We start from the raw sequence: 26,035 nt of genomic DNA, 5'->3' as shown, positions 1-26,035 counted from the left end.
TTGCCTCACATCCGGAAGACGCCGAAGCCGCCCCGCGCGCCTTCGTAGGGGGCGGTGTGGATGGCGGACAGGCACAGGCCCAGGACGGTGCGGGTGTCGCGCGGGTCGATGACGCCGTCGTCGTACAGCCGCCCCGACAGGAACATCGGCAGCGACTCGGACTCGATCTGCTGCTCGACCATGGCGCGCAGGGCGGCGTCGCCTTCCTCGTCGTACGGCTGTCCCTTCGCGGCCGCCGACTGCCGGGCGACGATGGAGAGGACGCCGGCGAGCTGCTGGGGGCCCATGACGGCCGACTTGGCGCTGGGCCAGGCGAACAGGAAGCGGGGGTCGTAGGCGCGGCCGCACATTCCGTAGTGGCCGGCGCCGTACGACGCCCCCATGAGGACGGAGAGGTGGGGCACGCGGCTGTTGCTCACCGCGTTGATCATCATCGCGCCGTGCTTGATGATGCCGCCCTGCTCGTACTGGCTGCCCACCATGTAGCCGGTGGTGTTGTGCAGGAAGAGCAGGGGGATGTCCCGCTGGTTCGCCAGCTGGATGAACTGGGCCGCCTTCTGGGACTCCTCGCTGAACAGGACCCCTTGGGCGTTCGCCAGCACGCCGACCGGATAGCCGTGCAGGGCCGCCCAGCCGGTGGTCAGGCTCGTTCCGTACATCGGCTTGAACTCGTCGAAGTCGGAGGCGTCGACGATCCGGGCGATGACCTCACGGGGGTCGAAGGGGGTCTTGAGGTCGCCGGGGACGATGCCGAGGAGTTCGTCGGCGGAGTACTTGGGCGGTTCGGCGGGGCCCGGGTCGCCGTACGCCTTGCGGTGGTTGAGGCGGGCCACCACGCGGCGTGCCTGCCGCAGCGCGTCCGGTTCGTCCACCGCGAAGTAGTCCGCGAGGCCCGACACGCGCGCGTGCATCTGAGCGCCGCCCAGCGACTCGTCGTCGCTCTCCTCGCCGGTCGCCATCTTCACCAGGGGCGGGCCGCCGAGGAACACCTTGGCGCGTTCCTTGACCATGATCACGTGGTCGGACATGCCGGGGACGTACGCCCCGCCGGCCGTCGAGTTGCCGAAGACGACCGCGATCGTGGGGATCCCGGCTGCGGACAGCCGCGTCAGGTCCCGGAAGATGGCGCCTCCGGGGATGAAGATCTCCTTCTGGGACGGCAGGTCGGCGCCGCCCGACTCGACGAGGTTGATGCAGGGCAGCCGGTTGGCGAGGGCGATGTCGTTGGCGCGCAGGGCCTTCTTCAACGACCAGGGATTGCTCGCTCCGCCGCGCACGGTCGGGTCGTTGGCGGTGATCAGGCACTCGACGCCCTCGACGACCCCGATACCGGTGACGAGGGACGCGCCGACCGTGTAGTCGCTGCCCCAGGCCGCCAGCGGGGACAGCTCCAGGAAGGGCGTGTCGGGGTCGAGGAGCAGCTCGATGCGCTCGCGGGCGAGGAGCTTGCCGCGCTTTCGGTGCCGTTCGACGTACTTCTCCCCGCCCCCCGCGAGCGCCTTGGCGTGCTCGGCGTCGAGGTCGGCGAGTTTGGCGAGCATGACCTCGCGGTTGGCCGCGTAATCGGGGCTCTGCGTGTCCAGGGAAGAGGCGAGGACGGTCACAGGAGGGCCTCCGGGATGTCGAGGTGGCGGCTGCGCAGCCATTCGCCGAGGGCCTTGGCCTGCGGGTCGAAGCGGTGCTGGGCGGCGACGCCCGCGCCGAGGATGCCGTCGACGACGAAGTTGAGGGCGCGGAGGTTGGGCAGGAGGTGTCGGGTGACCTTCAGCCCGCGGCTTTCGGGGATCAGCTGCTGGAACCGGTCGGCGGTGAGCTCGTGCGCGAGCCAGCGCCAGGCGTCGTCCGTGCGCACCCAGACGCCGACGTTGGCGTTCCCTCCCTTGTCCCCGCTGCGGGCGCCTGCGACGAGGCCGAGGGGGGCGCGTTGCGTGGGCCCGTCCGGCAACGGCTCCGGAAGGGCGGGCTCCGGAAGCGGCGGGACCGGCGGCTCCGGCACCTCGTGGAGTACGGCCGTGTCGTGGGCCGGCGGCACATGGGCTGCCGAGACATGGGCTGACGGCACATGGGCCGGCGGCACAGGGACCCGGCGTCCGTCGTGGAGGACGGCCACATGGTCGACGGCACCATGGGGGACGTACACATCCTCGAAGACCCCATAGGGCGAGCCCTTTCCGGGTGGCGCCAGCACATGGAAGCCGGGGTAACTCGCGAGTGCCAGCTCCACGGCGGCCCCGCTCAGCGTCCGCCCGACGACCTCCTGGTCCGGGTCGCGTACGACGAGCCGCAGCAGCGCGCTCGCCGTCTCCTCGGTCGGGGCGTCCGGCCGGTCGGTGCGGACGAGATCCCAACGGACGTCGGAAGGCGGCGACTTGGCGAGCGCGTCCGTCATCTGTGCGCGCACGAGGGCGGCCTTGGCCTCGATGTCGAGGCCGGTGAGCACGAAGGCGACCTCGCCCCGGAAGCCGCCGAGGCGGTTGACGCCGACCTTGAGCGTCGGGGGCGGTGCCTCTCCCCGTACGCCCTCGACGCGGACGCGATCGGGGCCGTCCTGGGTGAGCCGTACGGTGTCCAGGCGGGCGGTGACGTCCGGCCCCGCGTACCGGGCGCCCCCCGTCTCGTACAGCAGCTGGGCCGTGACCGTGCCGACGTCGACGAAGCCGCCGGTGCCGGGGTGCTTGGTGATGACGCAGCTGCCGTCCTCATGGAGCTCGGCGAGCGGGAAGCCGGGGCGGCGGACGTCGCCCTCGGTGAAGAACGCGTAGTTTCCGCCGGTCGCCTGCGCCCCGCACTCCAGCACATGCCCGGCGACGACAGCGCCCGCGAGCCGGTCGTACTCCCCCGGCCGCCACCCGAAATGAGCGGCGGCGGGCCCGGTGACCAGGGCCGCGTCCGTCACCCGCCCGGTGACGACGATGTCCGCGCCCTCCCGCAGGCAGGCGGCGATCCCGAAGCCGCCGAGGTAGGCGTGGGCGGCGAGGCTGTCCGGATACCGGCCCTTGAGGTCGTCGCCCTCGACGTGGGCCACCCGGACGGGGACGCCGAGACGGTCCGCCAACCTCCGTACGGCGTCCGCGAGTCCGGCCGGATTCAGGCCGCCCGCATTGGCGACGATCCTGACGCCCCGCTCGTGCGCGAGCCCGAGGCACTCCTCCAGCTGCCGCAGGAAGGTACGGGCGTATCCCGCGCCGGGGTCCTTCAGCCGGTCCCGGCCGAGGATCAGCATGGTGAGCTCGGCGAGGTAGTCGCCGGTGAGGACGTCCAGTTCGCCGCCGGTGAGCATCTCGCGCATGGCGTCGAAGCGGTCGCCGTAGAAGCCGGAGGCGTTGCCGACCCGCAGAACCGGCGCGGAGGGCGGGCTGGGCCGGCTGGGTGGGGTCACTGCGCCGCACCCTTCGGTGCGCGGCCCTCGCCGGGCGGCCCCGCGAAGACCTGGGCGATGTCGAACCAGCGGTCGGCGTCCGGGCCCTCGGCGCGCAGGGCGAGGTCGGAGCGGTGGGCGCGCTGGGTGACCAGGAGACAGAAGTCGAGCGCCGGGCCGGTGACGCGCTGCGGGGCGTCTTCGGGGCCGTATGCCCACACCTCGCCGGACGGCGACACGAGTTCGACGCGGAAGTCGTCGAGCGGTGCGGGAAGTCCATGGATGCCGAAGGCGAAGTCCCGGGTCCGTACCCCGATCCACACCACATGCCTCAGCCGCTCGGTAGGTGTGCGCACCACACCGAGTGCGTCGGCGATGTCCAGACCGTGGGCCCAGGTCTCCCTAAGCCGGGCCGTGGCCATGGAGGCGGCGGACATGGGCGGGCCGTACCAGGGGAACCTCGCGCCGGGGGATGCCTCGCGCAACGCCGCGTCCAGGGCGGCACGCCCTTCCCGCCACCGCGCCAGCAGCTCGGCAGACGCCAGCCGGGCCCCCTCCTGCGCTCCCTCGTCGACGAAGGAGCCCGGGGCCTTCAGCGCCTCCTCCACCAGCGCGTGGAAGGCGTCCACGTCGGTCACCGCCAGCAGGGCCGAGTGGTCGGTCCAGGCGAGGTGGGCGACCTGGTGGGCGATCGTCCAGCCGGGGGCAGGGGTCGGGAGCGCCCACTGTTCGGGGCTCAACTCCGCGACGAGGCTGTCGAGTTCGTCGCTTTCGGCACGCAGGTCGTCGAACACGGGCGTGGGGTCGGCCATGGGGGGAGCATGGCAGCGGGACCAGAAACAAGCAAGCATGCTTGCATTAATTTGTTCGGGCCGGGGTGACCGCCCTGCACGGGGGTGCGCCCCCCCGAGAACCGGCCGCAGCCGGCTTCACCAGGGGAAGGCGGCCGAGTTCTGGAGGGAGAGCAGGAACCAGACGACCAGGGGGAGCACGACGATGAACACGAGCCAGGCGAGAACCTTCGCCCAACCCGCGGTCTTCCCACGGTTCTCGGTCCGCATGACGGCTCGCCCCCCTTCCTTCACGGCGCGGTGGAGGATCTCACGGGCGCCGCCCCGAAGGGGTCAGCCGGAGGGCCGGGCCGAGCCCCTGCTCCCCACCTGCGTCCGCACCGCCCCCATGCTCGCCGCGATCACCAGGGCGATCGCCAAGGCCTGTACGGCCGTGAGGGCCTGGCTGAGGATGAGGAAACCGGCGGTCGCGGCGACGGCCGGCTCCAGGCTCATCAGGATCGCGAAGGTCGGCGCGGGCATGCGGCGCAGGGCGAGGAGTTCGAGGGTGTAGGGGAGGACCGAGGAGAGGATCGCCACGGCCGCGCCCAGCCCGAGGGTGACCGGGTCGGCGAGCTTCATGCCCGATTCGGCGATCCCCAGGGGCAGGAACAGGACGGCCCCCACCGCCATCGCGAGCGCCAGCCCGTCGGCCTGGGGGAAGCGTCGGCCCGTACGGGCACTGAAGATGATGTACGCCGCCCACATGGCGCCGGCCCCCAGGGCAAAGGCGACACCTATGGGGTCGAGGGCGCCGAACCCCCCGCCGCCGAGAAGGAAGACGCCGGCGAGGGCGAGTCCGGCCCAGACGACGTTGATCGCGCGTCGCGAGGTCAGGACGGAGAGGGCGAGCGGGCCGAGCACCTCAAGGGTGACCGCGGGGCCCAGGGGGATACGGGCGACCGACTGGTAGAAGAGGCCGTTCATCGCGGCCATCGTGATGCCGAAGACGATCACCGTGCCCCAGTCGGTACGGGAGTGACCGCGCAGCCGCGGCCGGCAGACCAGCAGCAGGACGACCGCCGCCACCAGCAGCCGCAGTGCCACCACCCCGAGCGCCCCGGCCCTCGGCATCAGGCTCACCGCCAGGGCGCCGCCGAACTGCACCGAGACCCCTCCGGCGAGCACCAGGCCGACGGGGCCGAGAGAGCCCCAGCGGCGCGGGGCGCCCGCCGTCGACTCGGGTACGGACGCCCGGGTGCGGGTCGGCGAGGGTGTGGCGGCGGTGGCATCGGGGGTGCTCACGGGCGTTCCAGGGGACTCGGCTCTTCGCGGGGAGGATGTTCATCATGCTGTACTGCCGAGTCCAGGGTAGTAGACCTCGTCAGGCGTGTGAACCCATGACGCCACTGTCCCGGAGTGTGGACTGTCGCCGCGCAATCGGGCCTGGGCCCCGCGCCATGTGGCCTGTCCCCGCCCCATGTGACCTACCGCCGCGCCATGTACAGATCCAGCGCCTTCTGCAGCAGCCGGTTGAGCGGGAAGTCCCACTCCCCCAGGTACTCCACGGCCTCACCCCCGGCGCCCACCTTGAACCGCAGCAGGCCGAGCAGATGGTTGGACTCCTCCAGGGTGTCCGTGATGCCGCGGAAGTCGTAGACGCGGGCACCGAGTTCATGGGCGTCGGTCATCATCCGCCACTGCAGGGCGTTGTTCGGCTGGACCTCGCGCTTGCGGCTGGTGGAGGCGCCGTAGGAGTACCACACATGGTCGCCGACGGTGAGCATGGTGGCGGCGGCGAGGGTGTCGCCGTCGTGGTGGGCGAGATAGAGCCGCATGCGGTCGGGGTGCTCGGCGGTGAGCGCGGTCCACATGCGCTGGAAGTAGGTCAGGGGGCGCGGGAGGAAACGGTCCCGCTCGGCGGTCTCGGCGTAGAGCTCGTGGAAGACGGGCAGGTCCTCGTAGCCGCCCCGTTCGACCTTCACGCCCGCCTTCTCGGCCTTCTTGATGTTGCGCCGCCACTGCTGGTTGAGGCCGCGGTGGAGGTCGTCCAACGACCGCCCGGCGAACGGCACTTGGCAGACGTACCGCGGCTGACCGGCGGCGAAGCCCTCCTCACCACCGGGCTCGGTCTGCCGCCAGCCGGTGCGTCGCAGCCGGTCGGCGATGTCGAGGGCGCCCTGTTCGCACGACGTCGGCTCCGCGTCGCGCAGCCGCCGGGCGGCCGGGTCGGCGATGGCGGCCTTCACCGCGTCGGCGCTCCAGCGGCGTACGACGACGGGCGGGCCCATTTTCACCGAGAAGGCCCCCTGCCGTTTGAGGTACCCGAGCATCGGGTCGAGCCAGCGCTCGCAGAGGTCGGGCGCGTACCAGTCGATGAGCGGCCCCTCCGGCAGATACGCCAGGTACCTCTGCACCTTCGGCAGCGGCCGGTACAGCACCAGCCCCACCCCGACCAGCCGCCCGCCGCCCCGCTCCCCGTCGAACCACCCCAGGCTCTCCGCCCGCCAGTCGGGCTTCACCTCACCCCAGGACGGCACCTGCATATGGCTGACGGATGAACGGCCCGCAACGAAGGCCAGGTGCTCGTCACGGGTGATGGGCTGCAGGTGCAGGGGCATGGTCAGCGCTCCTTGGACGGCTCACCTGCCACCCTACGAGCGGACCCCGCACCCCTCATCTCGACAGAGGCCAGTCCAGTACGGCCGGCTCGGGAACCCGGTCCGGCCAACCCCTGCCGACCACACTGCCGCTACCACCGCCTCCAGGGCGGGGAGGACGCCGTGTATGTCGGAGAGGACGGCCACGCGGCCCAGCCGTCCCGGCACCACCCGATCCGACCGCACCGACCGTGCCGACCACCTCTCAGACCCCACTCCCCTCCACCCCCTCCGCCAACACTTCCGCCAAATGCCGTGCCCGCACCCCGGCCAGCTGCTCCACCTGGGTCCGGCACGAGAAACCGTCCGCCAGTACCAGCGCCCCCTCCCCCGCTCCCCGCACCGAAGGCAGCAGCTGTTCCTCGGCGCAGGACGTCGACACCTCGAAGTGCCCTTTTTCGAAGCCGAAGTCACCCGCGAGGCCGCAGCAGCCGCCGCTCAGTTCGCCGGAGAGCAGAGCGGCTCGACGCAGGCGGCGGTCGGCCTCGTCGCCGAGGACCGCGTGCTGGTGGCAGTGGGTCTGGCCGACCACCGGGCGGTCCAGGCGGGGCGGGGTCCAGTCGGGGGCCAGGCGTTGCAGCGCCTCGGCGAAGGTCAGGACGCGGTCGGCGAGGCGGCGGGCCCGTGGGTCGTCGTGCAGGAGTTCCGGCAGGTCGGCGCGGAGGGCGGCGGCGCAGCTCGGCTCCAGGACCACGACCGGGGCGGCGGTCTCCAGCACCGGCTCCATCAGGTCCAGCGTGCGCCGCAGCACCGCGCGGGCGCGGTCGAGCTGCCCCGTCGAGACGTACGTCAGCCCGCAGCAGACGCGGCTGCGGCCCCGCAGGAGGGACATCGGGTCCAGCGCCACCGTCGTCCCCTCGCCCCCCGGCCCCCTCTTCAGCCGCACCGTCGGCGGCAGCGCCACGCGCAGTCCGGCCGCCTCCAGCACGCGTACCGCCGCCTGCCCCACGGACGGCGAGAGGTGCTCGGTGAAGGTGTCCGGCCACAGGATGACCAGGTCGCCCTCCAAGGCCGCCCTGTCCCGCCGCTCCCACCACCGGCTGAACGTCTGCCTCGCCAGCCGCGGAATGCCCCGCTCCGGGGCGATCCCGCCGAGCCGTTTCGCCGCCCACGCCAAGGGCCGTACCGCGGCCAGGGCGTTGACCAGTGACGCCGTGCGCGTGCGTGCCACCGCGCGCAGCCACTGCGGCAGCCGCCCCATGCTGTAGTGGGCGGCCGGGCGGCGCCGCCCGGCGTAGTGGTGGTGCAGGAACTCCGCCTTGTACGTGGCCATGTCGACCTCGACCGGACAGTCGGAGCGGCACCCCTTGCAGGACAGGCACAGGTCCAGCGCGTCGCGCACCTCGGTCGACCGCCACCCGTCGGTGACCAGTTCCCCGGCCAGCATCTCGTGCAGCAGCCGGGCACGCCCGCGCGTGGAGTGCTCCTCCTCGCCGGTGGCCCGGAAGGACGGGCACATGACGGCGGAGCCGGCCACCGACGTCGTACGGCATTTGGCGACCCCGACGCAGCGCCGTACGGCCGCCGAGAAGTCCCCGCCGTCGGCCGGGTAGCCGAAGGCCACGTCCACCGGCTCCCGGGGCAGGACGGCGAACCGGAGGTTCGAGTCGAGCGGGGCCGGGCGTACCAGCATTCCGGGGTTGAGCAGGTCGTCCGGGTCCCACACTCCCTTCGCCCGCTCGAAGAGCGCGACCAGCTCCGTGCCGTACATCTTCGGCAGCAGCTCGGCCCGCGCCTGCCCGTCCCCGTGCTCCCCGGACAGCGAGCCCCCGTGCGCCACGACGACCTCGGCGAGCTCCTCCGAGAAGCGCCGGAAGCGGCCGATGCCCGCCTGCGTCAGCAGGTCGAAGTCGATCCGGACGTGGATGCAGCCGTCCCCGAAGTGCCCGTACGGCGTCCCGCGCAGCCCGTGCGCGGCCAGCAGCGCGCGGAAGTCCCGCAGATACGCCCCGAGGCGCTGAGGCGGCACCGCGCAGTCCTCCCAGCCGGGCCACGCCTCGCTCCCGTCGGGCATCCGGGTCGCCGTACCGCTCGCGTCCTCCCGGATGCGCCACAGTGCCCGCTGCCCGGCCGGGTCCGTCACGATCAGCGCGTCCACGACGTCGGCGGCCCGCACGATCGCCTCCGCACGCGCGCGTGCCTCCCCGTCCGACTCCCCGCCCGTCTCCACGAACAGCCAGGCCCCGCCCCGTGGCAGCGCCGCCGCCGACGGCACCAGGTCGGCCGCCATCCCCTCCACCGTCAACGGCCCGTACGGCAGCAGGCCGGCCGCCGCTTCCGCGGCCGCGCTCTCGTCGCCGTACGCCAGCACGGCGAGCGCACGCGCGCGTGGCGCCTCCACCAGCCGTACGACCGCCTCGGTGAGGATGCCCAGGGTGCCCTCGCTCCCGCAGAAGGAACGGGCGACATCGGCGCCCTTCTCCGGCAGCAGGGCGTCCAGCGCGTACCCGGAGATGCAGCGCGGCAGCTCGGGAAACCCGGTCCGCAGACGGGCCAACCCGGCCTCGGCGAGTGCCCGCAGCCCCTCCGGCGCGCCCGCCCATCCCTGCCCGAGCCGCAACCGCTCCCCCCGCGCGGTGAGCACGTCCAGCTCCCGCACACTGTCCGCGGTCGTCCCCCACGCCACCGAGTGCGAACCGCACGAGTTGTTGCCGATCATCCCGCCGAGCGTGCAGCGGCTGTGGGTGGAGGGGTCGGGGCCGAAGCGGAGTCCGTGCGGGGCGGCGGCGTCCTGGAGGCGGTCGAGGACGAGGCCGGGCTGGACGACGGCGGTGCGGGTCTCCGGGTCGAGCGACAGGAGCCGGTTCATGTGCCGGGTGAAGTCCAGCACGACGCCGGTGCCGGTGGCCTGCCCGGCGATGGACGTACCCGCGCCCCGGGCGACGAGGGGCACGCCACGCGCGCGACAGACCTCCAGCACGGCGGCCACGTCGTCCGCGTCTCTCGGAGCGACGACTCCCCTCGGGACCCGCCGGTAGTTGGACGCGTCCATGGTCGTCAACGCCCGAGAGGTGACGTCGAATCCCACCTCACCCCGGACGACGGTACGCAGCGCAGCCTCAAGATCCGTCATACGTCCAGCATGCCCCCGGGCACTGACTGGGCGGCCGCGACCGGCGAGCGGCCGTCTGGGGGCGGCAGTCCCCAGGGACGGTCACCCGAACGCGTCTCACCCGACGGACGAGGTTTCACCGAGGTTTCCCCCACCGGCTAACCTCACTCCGTGGCTGAGATCCAGATTCCCGCTGACATCAAGCCCGCCGACGGACGTTTCGGCGCGGGCCCCTCCAAGGTGCGGACGGAAGCGCTGGACGCGCTGGCCGCCACCGGAACCTCCCTCCTCGGTACCTCCCACCGCCAGGCCCCGGTCAAGAACCTGGTCGGCCAGGTGCGCGAGGGCATCAGCGAGCTGTTCCAGCTCCCCGAGGGCTACGAGGTCGTCCTCGGCAACGGCGGCTCGACGGCCTTCTGGGACATCGCGACGCACGGCCTGATCGAGAACAAGTCGCAGCACCTGAACTTCGGCGAGTTCAGCTCGAAGTTCGCGAAGGCCGCGAAGCTGGCCCCCTGGCTGGCCGAACCCACCGTCATCGCCAGCGACCCCGGCACCCACCCGCAGCCGGAGGCCGAGGCGGACGTCGACGTCTACGCCTTCACCCACAACGAGACCTCCACCGGTGTCGCCATGCCCATCAAGCGCGTGGCAGGCGCCGACGAGGGCGCCCTGGTCCTCGTGGACGCCACCTCCGGCGCCGGCGGTCTCCCGGTCGACATCGCCGAGACCGACGTCTACTACTTCGCCCCGCAGAAGTCCTTCGCCTCCGACGGCGGCCTGTGGATCGGCGTCTTCTCCCCGGCCGCGATCGAGCGCGCCGAGCGCATCCACGCGTCCGGCCGCCACATCCCGGAGTTCTTCAGCCTCCCCACGGCGATCGACAACTCCCGCAAGAACCAGACGTACAACACCCCGGCCCTCGCCACCCTCTTCCTGCTCAACCAGCAGCTGGAGTGGATCAACGGCCAGGGCGGCCTGGACTGGGCGGTCCGCCGCACGGCGACCTCCGCCCGCACCCTGTACGGCTGGGCCGAGGACATCAAGTACGCCAACCCGTTCGTCGCCGACCCGGCCAAGCGCTCCCAGGTCATCGGCACGATCGACTTCACGGACGAGATCGACGCCGCCGCCGTCGCCAAGGTCCTGCGTGCCAACGGCATCGTCGACACCGAGCCCTACCGCAAGCTCGGCCGCAACCAGCTGCGCGTCGCGATGTTCCCGGCGATCGACCCGGCGGACGTCGAGGCGCTGACGAAGTGCATCGACTACGTGATCGAGAAGCTCTGATCACTCCTGTACGACAGCGAAGGGCGCCCGGTACGGACCGGGCGCCCTTCTCGTTGCGCGAGCTCATTGCCGGAGCTCATTGCGCGAGGTCATCGCCCGCGCTCGTGGCCCGGGCAGGAACACTCAGCCGCGGAAGCCGAGCATGCCGTGCAGTGTGGAGCCGGTCTCGGCGCTCGACGCCGCCTTCGTGCTCTGCGTGCTCTGCGGCTTCGGGTCGGGCAGCTTCTGGCAGACGGCGTCGGCCGTACCAGCGCCGTGCGGCACCTTGCCGTTGGTGAGGTACGTCGCCAGGTACTTGTCGAGGCAGGAGTTACCGCTCAGCGAGATGCCGTGGTTGCCGCCACCCTGCTCGACGACCAGGCTGGAGTTCTTGAGCAGCTTGTGGACGGTGACGCCGCCCTGGTACGGCGTGGCCGCGTCGTCCGTCGCCTGGAAGAGCAGCACCGGCGGCAGCTTGGAGTTGGCGACGTTCACCGGCTTCAGCGACTTCGTCGGCCAGAACGCGCACGGCGCGTTGTACCAGGCGTTGTTCCAGGCCATGAACGGCGCCTTCTCGTACACCGCCCAGTTGTCCTTGCGCCACTGCTTCCAGTCGCGCGGCCAGGACGCGTCGCGGCACTGCACCGAGGTGTAGATGCTGTAGCCGTTGTCTCCGGAGGCGTCGATGGCGGCGATGTTCTCGTACGCCTTGACCAGCGCGGCCTCGTCCTTGTCGTTCACGTACGCCGAGAACACCTTGGCGAGGGTGGGCCAGTAGCCGTTGTTGTAGCCACCGGGTATGAAGATGTCCTCCAGCTCGGAGGCGCCCACCTTGCCGCCCGCGGGCTTCTTGGCCACGGCCGCCCGCATGGCGTACCACTTGGCCTCGACCTTCGCCGGGTCGGTGCCCAGCTTGTAGGTGGAGTCGTACTTGGCTATCCACGCCATGAGCGCCTTGTGGCGGGCGTCGAAGGCGTAGTCCTGGGCGAGGTTGTCCTCGTACCAGACTCCGGTCGGGTCGACGATCGAGTCCAGCACCAGGCGCCGCACCCGCTCGGGGTACAGCTTGGCGTAGACCGCGCCGAGGTAGGTGCCGTACGAGTAACCGAAGTAGTTGATCTTCTTGGCGCCGAGTGCCTTCCGGATCGAGTCCATGTCCTTCACGGCACTGATGGTGTTGATGTACGGCAGGACGTCCTTGTACTTCGTGCCGCAGGCCTTGGCGAAGGACTTGGCGCGATCGAGGTTGGCCTTCTCGATCGCGGGCGTGCTGGGCACGGAGTCCGGGCGCACCGGGTTGAAGTAACCGGGCTTGCAGTCAAGGGCGGGCTTGCTCTTGCCCACTCCGCGCGGGTCGAAGCCGATGACGTCGTACTGGGCCGCGACCTCCTTGGGCAGGCTGGAGGCGACGAACCCGGCCAGCGTCAGGCCGCTGCCGCCGGGGCCGCCCGGGTTGACCAGCAGCGGGCCCTGGTACTTGTCCGCGGTGTGCGGTACGCGGGACAGCGCCAGCGTGATCTTCTTCCCGCTCGGCTTCGCGTAGTCGAGCGGCACCTTCACCGACGCGCACTGGAGCGTCGGGTAGTCGTCCGTGGCGCACTTCTTCCAGGTGACCTGCGCGGCGGCGGCCTGGACGGTGTTCGCGGAGTCCGACGCGCTGGCGTTGGCGGGGACGGCTGTGAGCGTCCCGGCCACGACGACGGTGGCGCCGCACAGCACGGCTGCGCTTCTTCTCATGGAGTTCTCTCGCAACTGTGAGGGGGGTTCAGGCCCGCGCGTTCGCGGGCCACCTGCCGCATGGTTCCGGAAGAGCACACCGCGAAAGAACATATTCGACTAGGACTTGACCGAATTGAGTCATTGAGAGCGCTCAAGTTACTCACAGATAGGGATAGTTGGTCCGATACGGACATACCACCCCGCCGATGAGGGCGCTCGGCGAACACCAGAACACCAGAACACCAGGCGCCCCCATCTCACGCCGCGGTCCCTGCCACGGAGCCCACCACGGGTCGGGCCGCCGTCACGCCGCCGTACAGCTCATGCTCGGCACACCCCCGCCCCCGGGCGCGCCTCCGAAGCCGAAGCTCGCCGAACCGCCCGCCGGAACCGACCCGTTGTGCGCGGCATTGGACGCGGTCACCGTCCCACCGCCCTGGGTGTACGACGCGTTCCACATCGAGGTGACCTTCTGCGCGCCGCTCCAGGTCCAGGTCACCTTCCAGGAGTTGATGGGCACCGCCCCTGTGTTGGTCACCTTCACCTCGGCGTTGAAGCCGCCGCCCCAGTCGCTGCTGACGGTGTAGGCGGCACTGCAGGCGGCCGTACCGCCACCGGGATCGGGGTCGGGATCGCCGCCTCCCCCGCTCCCCGGGAACCCCGGCGCCTTGATGCTCGCCAGATACCCGTCCTTCACGGTGTCCACGGTCGTCCAGTCGTCCTTCAGGATCCCGCCCGTGTCCCCGGAGTTGGGGTTCCAGGACCAGAAGGTCCAGTGGAACGAGTCCGCGCCGTACGCCGACGTCGACCGCAGGTAGCTCACCAGCGCGGCCAGCCACCTCTGGTCGACCGTCGACTGGAGCGTCGTACCGAACTCGCCGAGCCAGACCGGCGCGATGTTCTGCTTGAAGACGTAGCCCCAGTACCTGTCCCAGACACCCGGCAGGTTGTCGGGGTACGACGGGTCGCTGAACCAGGGCTGCTGGGCCACGCTCGTCGCGTAGTCATGGGCGGAGTAGACCAGGCGGTTCGGCACGTCGAGCTGCACCGGATACTGGGCCACGCCCATGAGGTTGCCGCCCCACCAGCCGTTGACGCCGTTGAACGACTGGACGCCCTCGACCATGATCAGCAGCTCGGGGTTGACGGCCAGGACCGCGTTCCCGGCCCGTTGCGCGGCGAGCCGCCAGTCCCTCGCCGTGTCGCCGCAGCCCCAGCAGGCGGGATCGTGGGGCTCGTTGTGCAGGTCGATACCGATGACCGTGCTGTTGCCCTTGTAGCGCGTCGCCAGCGCCTTGAGGTTGGCGATCCACGTCGACTCGGGGACCGAGGACGTGTACCAGAGCGCCGACTGCCCGCCCGCGTCGGGGCGATGCCGGTCCAGCACGATCTTCAGGCCGGCCTGACCGGCGTACGCCACGATCCTGTCCATGACCTGCAAGGACGTCAGCCCTTGCAGGTCGGCGTTCTTGCCGTCGGCGAAGTTGATGCTGTCCGGCATCGTGCCGGGCTTGAGGATGTCGTCGCTGAAGGGCAGGCGGAGGGTGTTGTAGCCCAGCGATCTCATCTGGTCGAGCATGCTCTTGTAGTCGCGGGTCCACAGGCCGTGGACTACGTGGTTGCCGGTCTCGAAGCCGAACCAGTTGATCCCGGCGATCCGGACCGGCTGCCCGGCCGCGTCCAGGATCTGCCGGCCGCTGGTGTGCCAGTAGCCGGCACCGGCCTCGGCGGCCCGGGCCGGCTGCGCACCGACGCCGGCCAGCGGTAACAGGAGCGCCGCGGCCACCGCACACAGCGCTCTTCGCAAGCTGCGGAACATGTCGCTGCTTCCTCTCGGAGGCGCGGGCCCGGAACGGATGGGAGCGCTCCCATCGCCCGCACCTCCCATGGAAGTCAGGTCACATGAACACGTCAAGGACTACGACCTCATACGACGCCCTACGGCGTCACCGACTCAGCTTCTGGAACCTCCGCACCGCCAGCGGCAGGAAGATCGCCGTAAGGATCACCGGCCACACCCCGGCCATCAGCATCGCGTGCTGCTCCACCCAGGAGTCCCCGGCCAGGGCCCCGCCCGGCACCCCGAACAGCTCGCGGGTGGCCGCGGCCGTGGAGGAGATGGGGTTCCAGGCCGCCACCCAGCCCAGCCAGTCGGGCATCAGCTGAGGCGCGACGAAGATGCTGGAGATCATGGTCAGCGGGAAGGCGACGGCGAACAGACCGCCCGCGGCCTCCGGGTTGGGTACCAGCAGACCCAGCCACACCCCGATCCAGATCAACGCGAACCGCAGCCACAGCAGCAGCCCGAAGGCACCGAGGAAGCCGAGGCCGCCGTCCGGGCGCCAGCCCATCGCGAAGGCCGTCAGCATCATGATCGCCAACTCCGCGCAGGCGGCGAGCAGATCGGTGATCCCGCGCCCGGCGACCACCGCGGAGGAGGCCATCGGCATCGAGCGGAAACGGTCGATGACGCCCTTCGTCGAGTCGTAGACGACGAGCGTCGCCGTGTTGATGAAGCCGAACGCCATCGTCATCACGAACATGCCCGGCATCAGGAAGTCCTTGTAGTCCCCGCCGCCGGGCACCTTCATCGCGCTGCCGAAGACATAGCCGTAGAGAAGGACGGAGAGGATCGGGAAGCCCAGCTGCCAGGCGATGTTGACCGGTTGGCGCTGGTAGTGGGTGAGGCCGCGGCGGACGACGTTCCACACGTCGGCGAGGGTCCAGTACAGACGGCCGTGCGTGGCCGGGACGGTGAGGTCTACGGCGGTCATGCGACGGCCTCCTTCTGGGCGGACTCGGTGCGGTGTCCGGTCAGGCGCAGGAAGACGTCGTCGAGGCTCGGCCTGCGCAGTCCGATGTCCTCGACCTGGACGCCCTCGTCCTGCAGCGTCCGCGCGACCTCCGTCAGCGCGGCGACCCGGTCGAGCACGGGCGCGTGCACCCGCGACTCGCCCTCCTCCGTCTCGGGTTCGCCGTCCGAGACCCGGGCGACGACCTTCGCCACCTGCGGGATGTCGGCCCGTTCGGCGACGACGACCTCGATGCGGTCGCCGCCGACGAGGTTCTTCAGCCCGTCGGGGGTGTCGTCGGCGATGGCCCGGCCCTGGTCGATGACGGTGATGCGGGAGGCCAGCTTGTCGGCCTCCTCCAGGTACTGCGTGGTCAGCAGGACCGTCGTGCCGCCGGCCACCAACGCCCTTACCGATTCCCAGACTTCGCCCCGGCTGCGGGGGTCGAGTCCCGTCGTCGGCTCGTCGAGGAAGAGGACGGCCGGGGCGAGGATCATCGACGCGGCGAGGTCGAGGCGGCGCCGCATGCCGCCGCTGTACTTGCCGACGCCCCGGTCGGCGGCGTCGCTCAGGTCGAACTGCTCCAGCAGTTCGGTGGCCCGCAGCTTCGCGCGCCTGCCGCCCAGATGGAAGAGCCGGCCGAACATCTCCAGGTTCTGCCGGCCGGTGAGCACCTCGTCGACGGCCGCGTACTGCCCGGTGAGCCCGATGCGCGCCCGCACCTCGCGCGACTGCCGGGCCACGTCCAGACCGGCCACCGCCGCCCGGCCGCCGTCCAGCCTGATCAGCGTGGACAGGATGCGTACGGCGGTGGTCTTGCCCGCGCCGTTCGGCCCGAGCAGGCCGTGCACCGTCCCCTCGCGGACGGCCAGGTCGAAGCCGTCGAGGGCGCGCTTCTCGCCGTAGCGCTTCTCCAGGCCCTCGGCCCGTACCGCGTATCCGTCCCCGTCGTGTCCGTGAGCGCTCATGGGTCCCCCTTTCGGTAACTGAGTACACCGTACCCGATTGCGCGTACGCCGTACTCAGTTTTTTTCGGAAGGGCTTAAGCTGAACCGCATGACGAGCGGCAAGGGCGGCACCAGCGGTACCGGCAGCACGGAGACCAGCGGCAGCGGCGACATCGTCCGCACGCTGGAGCTGCTCTGGGACACGGGCCGACGCCCGAGCCGCGGCCCCAAGCCGACCCTCACCCTTGACCAGATCGTGGAAGCGGCCGTCCGTGTCGCGGACGCCGAGGGCCTGGAGTCGGTGTCCATGCGCCGGGTCGCCACCGAACTCGGCACCGGCACGATGTCGCTGTACCGGTACGTCCCCGGCAAGGCCGAGCTGCTCGACCTGATGCTGGACCGCGTCCAGCGCCCCTCCGAGAACCCCGCCGACCTCGGCGACGGCTCCTGGCGCTCGGCCCTGGAGGCCATGGGCCGCGCGACCCTCGCCCTCTACCGGCGCCACCCCTGGCTGCTCCAGGTCAACCAGTCCCGCCCGATCCTGGGCCCGAGCGCCCTCGACGGCATGGAGAAGGTGCTCGCCCGCATCAAGCCCATGGGGCTGACCGACCCCGAGCTGGTCTCGGCGATCGTCATGATCGACGGATACGTCGTCGGGGCGGCGCGCACCCAGCTGTACCAGCGGGAGGCGGAGCGCCGGACCGGGCTGACCGACACGGAGTTCTGGCAGGCCCAGGCTCCGATGCTGGAGAAGATCATGGCGTCCGGGCGCTATCCCCTCCTCGCCTCCCTCGACGAGAACACCTGGGGTCCCGACTTCGACCACTTCGAGTTCGGGCTGCAGCGGATCCTGGACGGGCTGGAGGTCTTCGTGGCCCGGCGCGGGGGGACGACAGCGGAGGGGCCGACAGCGGAGGGGCCCGAGGGCTGAGGGGATGGCAGCGGACGGGATGACAGGCGGGGCCGGCGGTGCCTCCATGGAGACATGAGCACCGCGCCCGCGAGCCCCGAGCTCGCTCCCTTCGTCAAGCAGTGGGCCGTCCGTCTCACCAGTCACCGGAGGGACGGCACCGGCGTCGGCACTGCCGTGAGCATCGCCGTCGACGGTGACCACGCGTACTTCCGCACCCCCGGCAGGGCGGGCAAGGTCAAACGGCTCCGCCGGGACCCCGACGTCGAGATCGCCCCGTCCACCGTCCGCGGCCGCCCCACCGGGCCGGAGATCCACGCCCGGGCCCGGCTGCTGGACCCCGGCAGCGCGGAGGACCAGCACGCGGCGAAGCTGCTGCGCCGCAAGCACCCCGTCCTGCAGGGCATGGTGGTGCCGCTGACGCACCGGCTGATGAGGACGTCGACGCTGCACTACGAGGTACGGCCGCTCGAGGAGACGCCGGGTCCCTCTGCCTGACGGAGCCCTGACGGGGCCCTCCGCCTAGGGTGTCGGCTCCGCGAGCATGGCGATCCAGCTCAGGATGCCCACGAGGCCGGCGACCACGACGGCGGAGCCGAAACGGTCGGCCGCCTTCTGGCGTCGCGAGGGCTCCCGGCGGTGTGCCTCGCGGCGCTGGGCGGCCTCCCCTCGCGGCTTGATCGCCTGGTACGCGAGGACCGCGAGGACGGCCACGCTGATCGCGATCTGCCAGAGCTCGCCCACGACGCCCCAGAACCCGGCCCGCTGAATCGTGTCCGGCTCGATCCCCTGCCGCGCGTCGAAGGTGCTGCCGTCCGCATAGTCGTGCCCGGTGTCGGTGAGATGCACCCACACGGCGTCGGCGGCGGTGCCGCCGTCCGGCGTGAAGTCCCCGTGGCAGTCGTACTCGGAGTTCTTACGGCTGTAGTCGGTGTCGTAGCAGCGCTCCACCTTGTACGTGCCCGGAGTGCCGTAGATCCCCGCCGACAGCGCCAGGTCGGCGGTCGCGGTGACGCACCAGAAGGTCATGGCGAAGGCGAGCACGGCACCGCTCACCCAGCCCAGTACGCGCTTCATCCGCCCACCATGATGTTCGGTTCCTTCTCCAACAGAGCGGAGATACCGGCCTGTTCGGCGAGCGCCCGGCGCTCCGGGCCGGCCTCGGCGCGCTCCTGCTCGTATTTCTGCCAGTCCGCGGGCTGCACGAAGAACATGGCGTTGCTCCCCGGCAGGACCATGACGCCGCCGAAGGCGGGGTCACCGGCGAACCAGGCGCCGCCCTCCTCGGCCTCCTTCGGCCAGTGGCGCACCGTCGAGGCGTTCACGGCAGGCAGCGAAGGGGCGCCGTGCTGCCCGCGCACCGAGAGCCGGACGGTGTGCACGTCGCCGAGGTACTTCCACTCGGAGCGCTTCTTCGACACCCGGGTGCGCCACTCCAGGGGGTAGGTGCGCAGCACCTTCTCGCACACCTTCATCCGCGAACCGTGGCGCAGCCGGAGCAACAGGAAGATCAGCACGAAGAAGGCGGCCGGGATGCCGAACGCCGGCAGGACGGCGTCATAGCCGACCAGGTGCGCCACGAAGGGCACCGCGAACAGGGCCCCGGCGAGCGCGAGGCGCGTGGCTATGTGCTGGTACAACAGCGTGCGGTTGTGCTTGAGCACCTGCACGACGTCAGGCGGCATGGGCGGGTGATCCATGTGGCGGCACCATACATGGACCGCAGGGACCACATGTGTTCGCGCCTACACCGTACTTGCACCGCCATGACCAGCACACTCACCCCCGGCGCAGCAGCCTCCGCAACCCGTAGACGACGACACAGCCGACGACCACCGCGATGGCGCCGAGCTTGATGTCGCCGCTCGTGCCGCTGTCCCCGTCACCGCTGGAGGAGGCCGAACTCCCGCCGCCCGAAGACGAGTCGGAGGACCCGGCGCCCCCGGGGGCGTCCTTCGCCACCACGGCGCTGCCGACCCCCTCGCTGCCGAGCATGAGCTTGGTCCCGTCGGCCGAGTAGCTGGCGGACTCCCCCTGCCCGATGGGCACGCTGATGCGCTCCAGCCGCTTGAGCCTGCCGCCGTTCCAGTCGTACGCGATCCCGCCGAAGTAGCCGCGTACGGCGAGCGTCTTGCCGTCCGGTGAGAAGGCGGCGTCGGTGGCCCACAGGTCGACGGGGGCGGCGGGCTTGAACACGTTCGTCCCCGAGGCGGAGAGCTCGGCCGGACCCTCGTAGAGGTGCCCGCCGTCCTCCTGCTTGTCGATGATGTAGACGCGCCCGGTCCTGGGGTGCACGACGAGTGACTCGGCGTCACGCGGCCCGTCGGAGTACTTCACCACGTACTGCGTGGCACGGACGGTCTGGTCCTTGAGCTGGGCGGGCTCGGGCAGGCGGTAGACCCACACATAGGGCCACTCCACGCCGTCGTTGTCGCCTATGTCGCCGACGTACAGCTGATTGTCCGGACCCATGGAGATCGCCTCTACGTCGCGCGGGGTGCCCACACCGGTCATGGTGATCGTGGCGACGGTCTCGCCGGTGCTGCTGTCGACGGCGTAGAGGTAGGCGCCCTTGTCCTGGTCGTTGTGGGTCCAGTAGATGCCCGGGTGCTGTCGCGAGGCGGCCAGCCCGCTGGACTCGGTGATGCGCGGGTCCTTGATCGTGAAGTCCTCGTTCCCGTCGGCTGCGGAGGCGGGAAGGGTGAGCGCACCGGTGAGGAGGACTCCGGCGAGGATGGCGAGCGGTCGACGCATGCCCCCAAGCCTGCCATCCGGTCCGACGGTTCGGAGGCGCGGTGGGGATCGGGCGGCAGGGGACTGGCCAGGGGGGTGAATTCTCGGGGCGTGTCAGGCTTCACACCCGTCCCACCTCTACCGCCCGGTAGCGATCGTCCATCATGAGCGGATGCTCAGGTTCATGCCCGTCGGCGACTCCATGACCATCGGCAGCGCCGGCGAACACACGTGGCGCTACCGCATGTGGCAGCACCTGCGTGAGACGTCCGGCGGCCCCTTCGCCCTCGTCGGCCCGCGCGAGACCCTGTACGACAAGGCGACGGACGCGCCCACGTCGTACGAGTACGCCGACCCCGACCCTGCCTTCCCCCGCGCCCATCTCGCCGGCTGGGGCGAGGGCTGGCTGCACATGGCGCCGCTGATCGGCGAGGCGGTGCGGTCGTGCCGGGCGGATGTCCTACTGGTGTCGCTGGGCCTGATCGACCTGGGCTTCTACACCAACGCGGAGCAGACGGCGGAGAACGCACGGCGGTTCGTGGCCGAGGCGCGGGCGGCGAACCCGCGCGTCCGGATGGTCGTTCTCCCGGTGATCCCGAACGTCCGCGCCGCGTCGGACGCGCCCTTCGCCACCGAGGTCACCCGCTTCAACGAGCTGCTGGCGAAGACGGTCGCCGACCTGGACGAGCCACGCTCCCCCCTCCTGCTGGCTTCCCCTCCCGCGTCGTACGACATCCACCTCGACACGTACGACGGCACGCACCCGAACGCGAGCGGCGAGCGCAAGATCGCGGGAGCGTTCGCGGACGCCATGTACCAGGCGTGGAGTGTGGGCGACAGCTACGCCCTGTGACCGTCGATGGCGCGCACGAGGAAGTCGGCACAGGGCCGCACGCCGCCCCGCAGGCTCGTCCAGTCCTCCGCCTGCTCCCCGACGTAAACGGCACGCGCGTGTGCCAGCACGGGCCGGTGCTCTGCCGGTAGCCGAGGCAGCGCCCAGTCGGCGGCGGCGTCCTTCGAGCGGATGGCGCCGGTCGCGAGGGTGGTCCAGACGCGGACGAGGGTGAGCAGGACGTTGCGGGTGTCGGTGTCCAGTTCGGCGACGAGCTGCGGGACGCCTGCGACGACGGCCCGCCGGAGGTCGTCGTGCGGGACGGGGTCGAGGAGTTCGGCGGGCGGCGGGCCGTAGAGGGGTGCGTCACCGTTCAGGGCCATGGTGAGGAGAGGGGCGAGGTCGGGCATGGGCTCGCGGGCAGGGACGAAGCCCCGCTCGTAGTCGTCCCGCAGCCACTCGCCGTACAGGAACTCACAGGTGGGCGGGTACCGCCAGGGCCGTACGTCGCCCTGTACGACGACGATGAGCTCGACGGGACGACCACCGGTGACGCTCGTGCCGGACACCTTGAGCAACTCCCCGACCAGAGCGTGGCGTTGGGCATCCGTCATGGGGTCTTGCACGACGACCAGGACGTCGATGTCGCTGTGGGGGCGCAGGCCGCCCAGGGTGACGGAGCCGTGGAGGCAGATGCCGAGGACGGTGGTGCCGAGGGTGTGGTGGAGGAGGGGGAGGAGGTGGTGGGCGCCCTGGGCCGGCATGTGAGCTTCCTCTCCGTGTCGCGGTCACTGTGCGTATCGTTGTACTGCGCGGCCGCACTTGTGCGAGGGGCGGCCGGGGAGGAGCGCCACGATGACCGTCCTTGAAGACAGGATCGCGATGGCCCAGAGCGATGACGCGTACTGGCTCGACGAGATGTTCGAGCGGCTCGAGAAGATGCCCGTCCCCGAGGGATACAAGGTCGAGATCGTCGAGGGGACCATCTACATGTCGCCGCAGCGGGACATCCACTGGGAGACCATTCGCAGGATCGTCCGAGCCCTTGAAGACACGTTCGGCATGGACGTCAAGGTGTTCTCCGACGTCCGCATCGACTTCCCCGGCCGCAAGAACGGTCTGGCCCCGGACGTGGCGAAACTGCGCGACGGCGCAGAGAAGAACTCCGAGGGCCGCTGGCGCTATGAGGACGTCGAGTTCATCGCCGAGGTCATCTCCACGGACACGGCGAAGAACGACTACGGCCCCAAGAAGACCGCATACGCCCTCGCCGAAGTCCCCGTATACCTCATCGCCGACCCTTACGCGGGCAAGTGCCACTTGTTCACCCAGCCCAAGGACGGCGACTACGTGAGCGACACGTCCATCACCTACGGCGGGGACGTCGACATGACCACCACTTTCCTCGGCCTCACCCTCAAGACCGACAAGTTCCCCCGCGGCTGACCAAACCAGAAGGCCGTCTACCTCAACTCCCTGTCCCAGTGATACTTTCAGCGCCGCCGTGCGCCGCAACAAACCGAGGAGGTGAGACCGATCAACGCTGTCACAGGTCGGGCCTCCCTCCCTCGCATGGCCTGAGGGAGTGCTCGCACAAGGCACCCCGAAAGGCTTGAAACGCTATGCGCTTCACCTCTGCGACGTCGTCCGACGGCGTCTTCGAACAGCTCTTCACTCTCGGTGAGATCCCCGGCGTGCTGTGGACGCCGGAAGGTGCTGCCGGTACGCGTCCCCTGATTCTGATGGGGCACGGCGGCGGTCAGCACAAGAAGGCCCCCGGCATCGCGGTCCGCGCGCGCCGCTTCGTGGCCGAGTGCGGTTTCGCGGTGGTCGCGGTCGATGTGCCCGGGCACGGTGACCGGCCGAAGGACGAGGAGTACGACCGGATCGCGACCGAGAACCAGGCTCGCGTGGAGGCCGGAGAGGAGCCGGCTCCGCTGATCGCCGGCTTCCAGGCGATGGTGGCCCGTCAGACCGTCCCGGAGTGGCGGGCGGTGCTGGACGCGGCTCAGGAGCTCGAGTACGTCGGCGCCGGCCCCGTCGGCTACTGGGGCGTGTCGCTGGGGTGCGGGCTCGGCGTTCCGTTCGTCGCCGCCGAACCCAGGGTTCGGGCGGCGGTGCTGGGCCTGGCCGGGGCCCTGGCGTCGGCCGAGGCCGCCTCGCGGATCACCGTGCCGGTGGAGTTCCTGCTGCAGTGGGACGACGAGCGGGTGCCGCGGGCCCAGGGCCTGGCCCTGTTCGACGCCTTCGCCTCGGCCGAGAAGACGCTGCACGCCAACCCCGGCAAGCACGCGGAGATCCCGGCATTCGAGCTGGACAGCACGGTGCGGTTCTTCGCCCGACACCTCGGCTGAGACCGTAGCCCGTAGCCCGCTGCGCGCCGGCCGGGATCCATTCCCGACCGGCGCGGTCAGCGAACACCGGCGCTAGAACATGGTGTTGTCGTGCGCGGACGACTCCGGCACATCCTGGATCACGTCCCAGTGCTCCACGATCTTCCAGACCGCGGTGCCGCGCGTGCCCGGCGTCAGCACCACATTCGAGTGCACCAGCACCAGGTCGCCCTCGGAGATGACCCTCTTGCCTAGAGCGCACTCCACGCAGTTAGCGTGCAGACCCATGGAGTACACGCAGCTCGGACGCACGGGACTCAAGGTCAGCCGACTGGTCCTCGGCACCATGAACTTCGGTCCGCAGACCGACGAAGCCGACAGTCACGCGATCATGGACGCGGCGCTGGACGCGGGCATCAACTTCTTCGACACCGCCAACGTGTACGGCTGGGGCGAGAACAAGGGCCGTACCGAAACGATCATCGGCAACTGGTTCGCGAAGGGCACCGCCAACCGCGACAAGGTCGTCCTCGCCACCAAGGTGTACGGCAACATGGGCCCGGACGGCGCGGCGTGGCCCAACCACGACAAGCTGTCGGCCGTGAACATCCGGCGTGCCGTGGACGCGTCGCTCAAGCGGCTGCAGACCGACTACATCGACGTCTACCAGTTCCACCACATCGACCGCGCCACTGGCTTCGAGGAGATCTGGCAGGCCATCGACGTCCTCGTCCAGCAGGGCAAGATCCTGTACGTCGGCTCCTCCAACTTCCCCGGATACAAGATCGCCCAGGCCAACGAGATCGCCGCCCGCCGCGGCGGCACCATCGGCCTCGTCAGCGAGCAGTGCCTCTACAACCTCTTCGAGCGCCGCGCCGAGATGGAGGTCATACCGGCCGCGCAGGACTACGGCCTCGGGGTCATTCCCTGGTCGCCGCTGCACGGCGGGCTGCTCGGCGGCGTCATCAAGAAGGAGGTCGAGGGCGGGCGGCGCGGCTCGGGGCGGGCCGCCGACTCCCTCGCCGACCCGGCCGTACGCGCGAAGATCCAGGCGTACGAGGACCTGCTCGACAAGCACGGCCTGGAGCCCGGCGAGGTGGCCCTGGCCTGGCTGCTCACCCGCCCGGGCGTGACCGGCCCGATCGTCGGCCCGCGCACGGCCGGACAGCTGGAGTCCGCGCTGCGTGCGGCGGAGCTGGAGCTGAGCGAGGAGCTGCTGGCCGGGCTGGACGAGATCTTCCCGGGCCCGGGGCCGTCTCCGGAGGCGTTCGCCTGGTGACGAGCCACGTCTGACGCCGGGAGCCTTGCCGCGCCGCCGCGTACGGGATGCGGCGGCGCTGTTCCTGGCCGGGCAGGTGCGCGGGCGCTACCTTCCGAGCGCCGCCGCGACAGCCACCACCACGAACATCAACACAAGCGCACCGGCCATGATCCGGTTCCGGGTTTTCGGGTCCACGTGAACGAGCCTAACCGGCCCCTCCGAGCGGCCAGCGGGCGACCGCCTCGTACCGGGGCTGCTCGCCCGCCACGCCGGACTTCGGCAGGTTGCTGGACACGAGCACCAGCTCGTCCACGGTCCACGTACGGCTCGTGAAGTCGTGCAGGGCCGCGACATACGGCCGTACGTCCACCGCCGACCGGCTCCTCGCCACCGTCAGGTGGGCCTGGTAACGCCGGTGCTCCCCCATCGGCACGCCTGCCTTGCGCGCCGCGGCCTCACTGCGGTCCGCCAGCAGCCGCATCGTCGCCAGATCCCCCTCCGCCCCCGCCCACAGGGCACGCCCGTGCCCGAACTGGCCGCCGCCGCGCAGGGCCAGCCGGAAGCGGGCGGTGCGATGAGCGGCGCGCTCCAGGCGGGCCGACAGGTCCGGCACGAGGTCGTCGTCGACCTCGCCGAAGAAGGCGAGGGTGAAGTGCCATCCCGGGCGGCCGGTCCAGCGCAGTCCTTCCGCACCGGACAGCTTCTTCAACTGCGCGACCTCGAAGGACAGTTGGTCAGCCACTTCCTCGGGGGGCAGTACCGCGGCGAAGAGTCTCATGAAACCAAGCCTGACACCATGGAGGCATGGAGATCACGATCAGAGACGGTGGACCCGGCGACATCCCCGTGATACTCGGCATGCTCGACAGCTGCGTGGAGTGGCTGATCACACAGGGGCGCACCGGCCAGTGGGGGTCCAAGCCCCTGTCGGAGAACCCGAAGGTGGCGGAATCGGTCGCCCGGGACATGGACGCGGGCAGCGCGTTCATCGCCGAGATCGACGGCGTGCCGGCCGGCACCCTCACCCTCACCGACGCCCCCGGCACCTACCTGTCCCACCTCCCGCCGCCCGGCGAGCCCGAGCGGTACATCCACTGGCTCGCCTCCGACCGCCGCTTCAAGGGCCGCGGCGTGGGCAGCACCCTGCTGGCCCACGCCGCCGAGGCGACCCGGCAGGCGGGCATCTCCCTCCTACGCGTGGACTGCTACGCAGGCGACGACGGCAAGCTGGTCCGCTACTACGAGACCAACGGCTTCGTCCGCACAGAGACCTACACGGGGAAGGACGACTGGCCCGGACAGGTGCTGGCCCGCAGGGTGTGAGCAGCAGGCCGGACGAAGGCAGCTGCGGTTCGCCAACGCCCTAAAAGGGGCGCGGGGAACTGCGCGACCAGCCACC

General features: G+C 70.8%; 25 protein-coding genes. 8 read left to right on the top strand and 17 right to left on the bottom strand.

The features are described from left to right. Positions 1-5: 5 nt before the first annotated feature. The 7 genes from ACZ7L6_RS21410 to ACZ7L6_RS21380 form a co-directional block, all read right to left on the bottom strand. Positions 6-1,604: an acyl-CoA carboxylase subunit beta gene (locus ACZ7L6_RS21410; protein WP_471926150.1), complete on the bottom strand. Its 1,599-nt coding sequence runs from the start codon at positions 1,602-1,604 to the stop codon at positions 6-8. After that, positions 1,601-3,379: an acyclic terpene utilization AtuA family protein gene (locus ACZ7L6_RS21405; RefSeq protein ID WP_471926148.1), complete on the bottom strand. Its 1,779-nt coding sequence runs from the start codon at positions 3,377-3,379 to the stop codon at positions 1,601-1,603. Before ACZ7L6_RS21405 ends, ACZ7L6_RS21410 begins: the two co-directional genes overlap by 4 nt. Further along, complete coding sequence (locus ACZ7L6_RS21400; RefSeq protein ID WP_471926146.1) at positions 3,376-4,170, bottom strand: TIGR03084 family metal-binding protein; 795 nt, start codon at positions 4,168-4,170, stop codon at positions 3,376-3,378. Before ACZ7L6_RS21400 ends, ACZ7L6_RS21405 begins: the two co-directional genes overlap by 4 nt. Before the next feature lie 117 nt (positions 4,171-4,287). Further along, positions 4,288-4,419, bottom strand: a complete 132-nt coding sequence (locus ACZ7L6_RS21395; RefSeq protein WP_471926144.1) for a hypothetical protein — start codon at positions 4,417-4,419, stop codon at positions 4,288-4,290. 63 nt (positions 4,420-4,482) lie between these two features. Beyond that, positions 4,483-5,433, bottom strand: coding sequence for an EamA family transporter (locus tag ACZ7L6_RS21390; RefSeq protein WP_471926142.1), 951 nt, complete (start codon positions 5,431-5,433; stop codon positions 4,483-4,485). 182 nt (positions 5,434-5,615) lie between these two features. Beyond that, positions 5,616-6,749 carry a lipid II:glycine glycyltransferase FemX gene (locus ACZ7L6_RS21385; protein WP_471926140.1) on the bottom strand — a complete coding sequence of 378 codons (1,134 nt, stop codon included), beginning with the start codon at positions 6,747-6,749 and terminating at the stop codon, positions 5,616-5,618. Positions 6,750-6,993: 244 nt separating this feature from the next. Then, positions 6,994-9,861: an FAD-binding and (Fe-S)-binding domain-containing protein gene (locus ACZ7L6_RS21380; RefSeq protein ID WP_471926138.1), complete on the bottom strand. Its 2,868-nt coding sequence runs from the start codon at positions 9,859-9,861 to the stop codon at positions 6,994-6,996. A 150-nt stretch (positions 9,862-10,011) separates the two neighbouring features. Here ACZ7L6_RS21380 and serC point away from each other — a divergent pair, with 150 nt between their 5' ends. Next, on the top strand, positions 10,012-11,130 hold the full coding sequence (serC, locus tag ACZ7L6_RS21375) for a phosphoserine transaminase (RefSeq protein ID WP_471926136.1): 1,119 nt from the start codon (positions 10,012-10,014) through the stop codon (positions 11,128-11,130). Positions 11,131-11,253: 123 nt separating this feature from the next. Here the strand turns inward: serC and ACZ7L6_RS21370 are convergent, their stop codons facing one another. From ACZ7L6_RS21370 to ACZ7L6_RS21355, 4 genes are all read right to left on the bottom strand, one after another. Next, positions 11,254-12,846 carry an alpha/beta hydrolase gene (locus ACZ7L6_RS21370; RefSeq protein ID WP_471926134.1) on the bottom strand — a complete coding sequence of 531 codons (1,593 nt, stop codon included), beginning with the start codon at positions 12,844-12,846 and terminating at the stop codon, positions 11,254-11,256. Positions 12,847-13,132: 286 nt separating this feature from the next. Further along, positions 13,133-14,647: a cellulase family glycosylhydrolase gene (locus tag ACZ7L6_RS21365; RefSeq protein WP_471926132.1), complete on the bottom strand. Its 1,515-nt coding sequence runs from the start codon at positions 14,645-14,647 to the stop codon at positions 13,133-13,135. A 127-nt stretch (positions 14,648-14,774) separates the two neighbouring features. Continuing rightward, positions 14,775-15,602 carry an ABC transporter permease gene (locus tag ACZ7L6_RS21360; protein WP_471926130.1) on the bottom strand — a complete coding sequence of 276 codons (828 nt, stop codon included), beginning with the start codon at positions 15,600-15,602 and terminating at the stop codon, positions 14,775-14,777. Beyond that, positions 15,599-16,588: an ATP-binding cassette domain-containing protein gene (locus tag ACZ7L6_RS21355; RefSeq protein ID WP_471926128.1), complete on the bottom strand. Its 990-nt coding sequence runs from the start codon at positions 16,586-16,588 to the stop codon at positions 15,599-15,601. The genes ACZ7L6_RS21360 and ACZ7L6_RS21355 overlap by 4 nt, the downstream gene beginning before the upstream one ends. 88 nt (positions 16,589-16,676) lie before the next feature. On the opposite strand from ACZ7L6_RS21355, the gene ACZ7L6_RS21350 reads away from it, so the two are divergent. Together ACZ7L6_RS21350 and ACZ7L6_RS21345 are read left to right on the top strand one after the other, a co-directional pair. Beyond that, complete coding sequence (locus tag ACZ7L6_RS21350; protein WP_471926126.1) at positions 16,677-17,498, top strand: TetR/AcrR family transcriptional regulator; 822 nt, start codon at positions 16,677-16,679, stop codon at positions 17,496-17,498. Positions 17,499-17,552: 54 nt separating this feature from the next. Beyond that, entirely contained in the window at positions 17,553-17,975 is a 423-nt protein-coding gene (locus ACZ7L6_RS21345; RefSeq protein WP_471926124.1) for a PPOX class F420-dependent oxidoreductase, read from the top strand. A gap of 24 nt (positions 17,976-17,999) precedes the next feature. Here the strand turns inward: ACZ7L6_RS21345 and ACZ7L6_RS21340 are convergent, their stop codons facing one another. The 3 genes from ACZ7L6_RS21340 to ACZ7L6_RS21330 form a co-directional block, all read right to left on the bottom strand. Beyond that, positions 18,000-18,554 carry a hypothetical protein gene (locus ACZ7L6_RS21340; RefSeq protein WP_471926122.1) on the bottom strand — a complete coding sequence of 185 codons (555 nt, stop codon included), beginning with the start codon at positions 18,552-18,554 and terminating at the stop codon, positions 18,000-18,002. Beyond that, on the bottom strand, positions 18,551-19,177 hold the full coding sequence (locus ACZ7L6_RS21335; RefSeq protein WP_471926120.1) for a hypothetical protein: 627 nt from the start codon (positions 19,175-19,177) through the stop codon (positions 18,551-18,553). Before ACZ7L6_RS21335 ends, ACZ7L6_RS21340 begins: the two co-directional genes overlap by 4 nt. A gap of 79 nt (positions 19,178-19,256) precedes the next feature. Continuing rightward, complete coding sequence (locus ACZ7L6_RS21330) at positions 19,257-20,231, bottom strand: lactonase family protein (protein ID WP_471926118.1); 975 nt, start codon at positions 20,229-20,231, stop codon at positions 19,257-19,259. 151 nt (positions 20,232-20,382) lie between these two features. Here ACZ7L6_RS21330 and ACZ7L6_RS21325 point away from each other — a divergent pair, with 151 nt between their 5' ends. Further along, on the top strand, positions 20,383-21,063 hold the full coding sequence (locus ACZ7L6_RS21325; RefSeq protein WP_471926116.1) for an SGNH/GDSL hydrolase family protein: 681 nt from the start codon (positions 20,383-20,385) through the stop codon (positions 21,061-21,063). On the opposite strand, the gene ACZ7L6_RS21320 is transcribed toward ACZ7L6_RS21325, so the two are convergent. After that, positions 21,051-21,806 (bottom strand): aminoglycoside adenylyltransferase family protein, encoded by a 756-nt coding sequence (locus ACZ7L6_RS21320; RefSeq protein ID WP_471926114.1) that lies wholly within the window; start codon positions 21,804-21,806, stop codon positions 21,051-21,053. The genes ACZ7L6_RS21325 and ACZ7L6_RS21320 overlap by 13 nt on opposite strands. A gap of 91 nt (positions 21,807-21,897) precedes the next feature. Between ACZ7L6_RS21320 and ACZ7L6_RS21315 the strand changes: the two genes are divergently transcribed. Beyond that, a complete protein-coding gene (locus ACZ7L6_RS21315; RefSeq protein WP_471926112.1) occupies positions 21,898-22,488 on the top strand; it encodes a Uma2 family endonuclease in 591 nt (196 codons plus the stop codon). A 176-nt stretch (positions 22,489-22,664) separates the two neighbouring features. Beyond that, positions 22,665-23,396 (top strand): dienelactone hydrolase family protein, encoded by a 732-nt coding sequence (locus tag ACZ7L6_RS21310; RefSeq protein ID WP_471926110.1) that lies wholly within the window; start codon positions 22,665-22,667, stop codon positions 23,394-23,396. 72 nt (positions 23,397-23,468) lie between these two features. Here the strand turns inward: ACZ7L6_RS21310 and ACZ7L6_RS21305 are convergent, their stop codons facing one another. Beyond that, on the bottom strand, positions 23,469-23,663 hold the full coding sequence (locus tag ACZ7L6_RS21305) for a nuclear transport factor 2 family protein (protein ID WP_471926108.1): 195 nt from the start codon (positions 23,661-23,663) through the stop codon (positions 23,469-23,471). Here ACZ7L6_RS21305 and ACZ7L6_RS21300 point away from each other — a divergent pair. Beyond that, positions 23,662-24,654 carry an aldo/keto reductase gene (locus ACZ7L6_RS21300; protein WP_471926106.1) on the top strand — a complete coding sequence of 331 codons (993 nt, stop codon included), beginning with the start codon at positions 23,662-23,664 and terminating at the stop codon, positions 24,652-24,654. The genes ACZ7L6_RS21305 and ACZ7L6_RS21300 overlap by 2 nt on opposite strands. Positions 24,655-24,841: 187 nt before the next feature. On the opposite strand, the gene thpR is transcribed toward ACZ7L6_RS21300, so the two are convergent. Continuing rightward, positions 24,842-25,414, bottom strand: coding sequence for an RNA 2',3'-cyclic phosphodiesterase (gene thpR, locus ACZ7L6_RS21295; protein WP_471926104.1), 573 nt, complete (start codon positions 25,412-25,414; stop codon positions 24,842-24,844). Positions 25,415-25,440: 26 nt separating this feature from the next. Here thpR and ACZ7L6_RS21290 point away from each other — a divergent pair, with 26 nt between their 5' ends. Then, positions 25,441-25,959, top strand: coding sequence for a GNAT family N-acetyltransferase (locus ACZ7L6_RS21290; RefSeq protein WP_471926102.1), 519 nt, complete (start codon positions 25,441-25,443; stop codon positions 25,957-25,959). Positions 25,960-26,035: the final 76 nt, after the last annotated feature.

The organism is Streptomyces sp. NPDC107522, from assembly GCF_055657525.1.
The sequence above is the reverse complement of the archived record's forward strand: the minus strand, read 5'-3'. Positions and strand labels throughout refer to the sequence as shown.

Bases quoted from the DNA above. Each gene is read 5' to 3' on its own strand.
- ACZ7L6_RS21365 (WP_471926132.1), bottom strand. From the start codon at position 14,647: ATGTTCCGCAGCTTGCGAAGAGCGCTGTGTGCGGTGGCCGCGGCGCTC.
- ACZ7L6_RS21345 (WP_471926124.1), top strand. From the start codon at position 17,553: ATGAGCACCGCGCCCGCGAGCCCCGAGCTCGCTCCCTTCGTCAAGCAG.
- ACZ7L6_RS21310 (WP_471926110.1), top strand. From the start codon at position 22,665: ATGCGCTTCACCTCTGCGACGTCGTCCGACGGCGTCTTCGAACAGCTC.
- ACZ7L6_RS21300 (WP_471926106.1), top strand. From the start codon at position 23,662: ATGGAGTACACGCAGCTCGGACGCACGGGACTCAAGGTCAGCCGACTG.
- ACZ7L6_RS21380 (WP_471926138.1), bottom strand. From the start codon at position 9,861: ATGACGGATCTTGAGGCTGCGCTGCGTACCGTCGTCCGGGGTGAGGTG.
- ACZ7L6_RS21320 (WP_471926114.1), bottom strand. From the start codon at position 21,806: ATGCCGGCCCAGGGCGCCCACCACCTCCTCCCCCTCCTCCACCACACC.
- ACZ7L6_RS21370 (WP_471926134.1), bottom strand. From the start codon at position 12,846: ATGAGAAGAAGCGCAGCCGTGCTGTGCGGCGCCACCGTCGTCGTGGCC.
- ACZ7L6_RS21355 (WP_471926128.1), bottom strand. From the start codon at position 16,588: ATGAGCGCTCACGGACACGACGGGGACGGATACGCGGTACGGGCCGAG.
- ACZ7L6_RS21350 (WP_471926126.1), top strand. From the start codon at position 16,677: ATGACGAGCGGCAAGGGCGGCACCAGCGGTACCGGCAGCACGGAGACC.
- ACZ7L6_RS21290 (WP_471926102.1), top strand. From the start codon at position 25,441: ATGGAGATCACGATCAGAGACGGTGGACCCGGCGACATCCCCGTGATA.
- ACZ7L6_RS21305 (WP_471926108.1), bottom strand. From the start codon at position 23,663: ATGGGTCTGCACGCTAACTGCGTGGAGTGCGCTCTAGGCAAGAGGGTC.
- ACZ7L6_RS21325 (WP_471926116.1), top strand. From the start codon at position 20,383: ATGCTCAGGTTCATGCCCGTCGGCGACTCCATGACCATCGGCAGCGCC.
- ACZ7L6_RS21330 (WP_471926118.1), bottom strand. From the start codon at position 20,231: ATGCGTCGACCGCTCGCCATCCTCGCCGGAGTCCTCCTCACCGGTGCG.
- ACZ7L6_RS21315 (WP_471926112.1), top strand. From the start codon at position 21,898: ATGACCGTCCTTGAAGACAGGATCGCGATGGCCCAGAGCGATGACGCG.
- ACZ7L6_RS21360 (WP_471926130.1), bottom strand. From the start codon at position 15,602: ATGACCGCCGTAGACCTCACCGTCCCGGCCACGCACGGCCGTCTGTAC.
- ACZ7L6_RS21385 (WP_471926140.1), bottom strand. From the start codon at position 6,749: ATGCCCCTGCACCTGCAGCCCATCACCCGTGACGAGCACCTGGCCTTC.
- thpR (WP_471926104.1), bottom strand. From the start codon at position 25,414: ATGAGACTCTTCGCCGCGGTACTGCCCCCCGAGGAAGTGGCTGACCAA.
- ACZ7L6_RS21335 (WP_471926120.1), bottom strand. From the start codon at position 19,177: ATGGATCACCCGCCCATGCCGCCTGACGTCGTGCAGGTGCTCAAGCAC.
- ACZ7L6_RS21400 (WP_471926146.1), bottom strand. From the start codon at position 4,170: ATGGCCGACCCCACGCCCGTGTTCGACGACCTGCGTGCCGAAAGCGAC.
- ACZ7L6_RS21395 (WP_471926144.1), bottom strand. From the start codon at position 4,419: ATGCGGACCGAGAACCGTGGGAAGACCGCGGGTTGGGCGAAGGTTCTC.
- ACZ7L6_RS21340 (WP_471926122.1), bottom strand. From the start codon at position 18,554: ATGAAGCGCGTACTGGGCTGGGTGAGCGGTGCCGTGCTCGCCTTCGCC.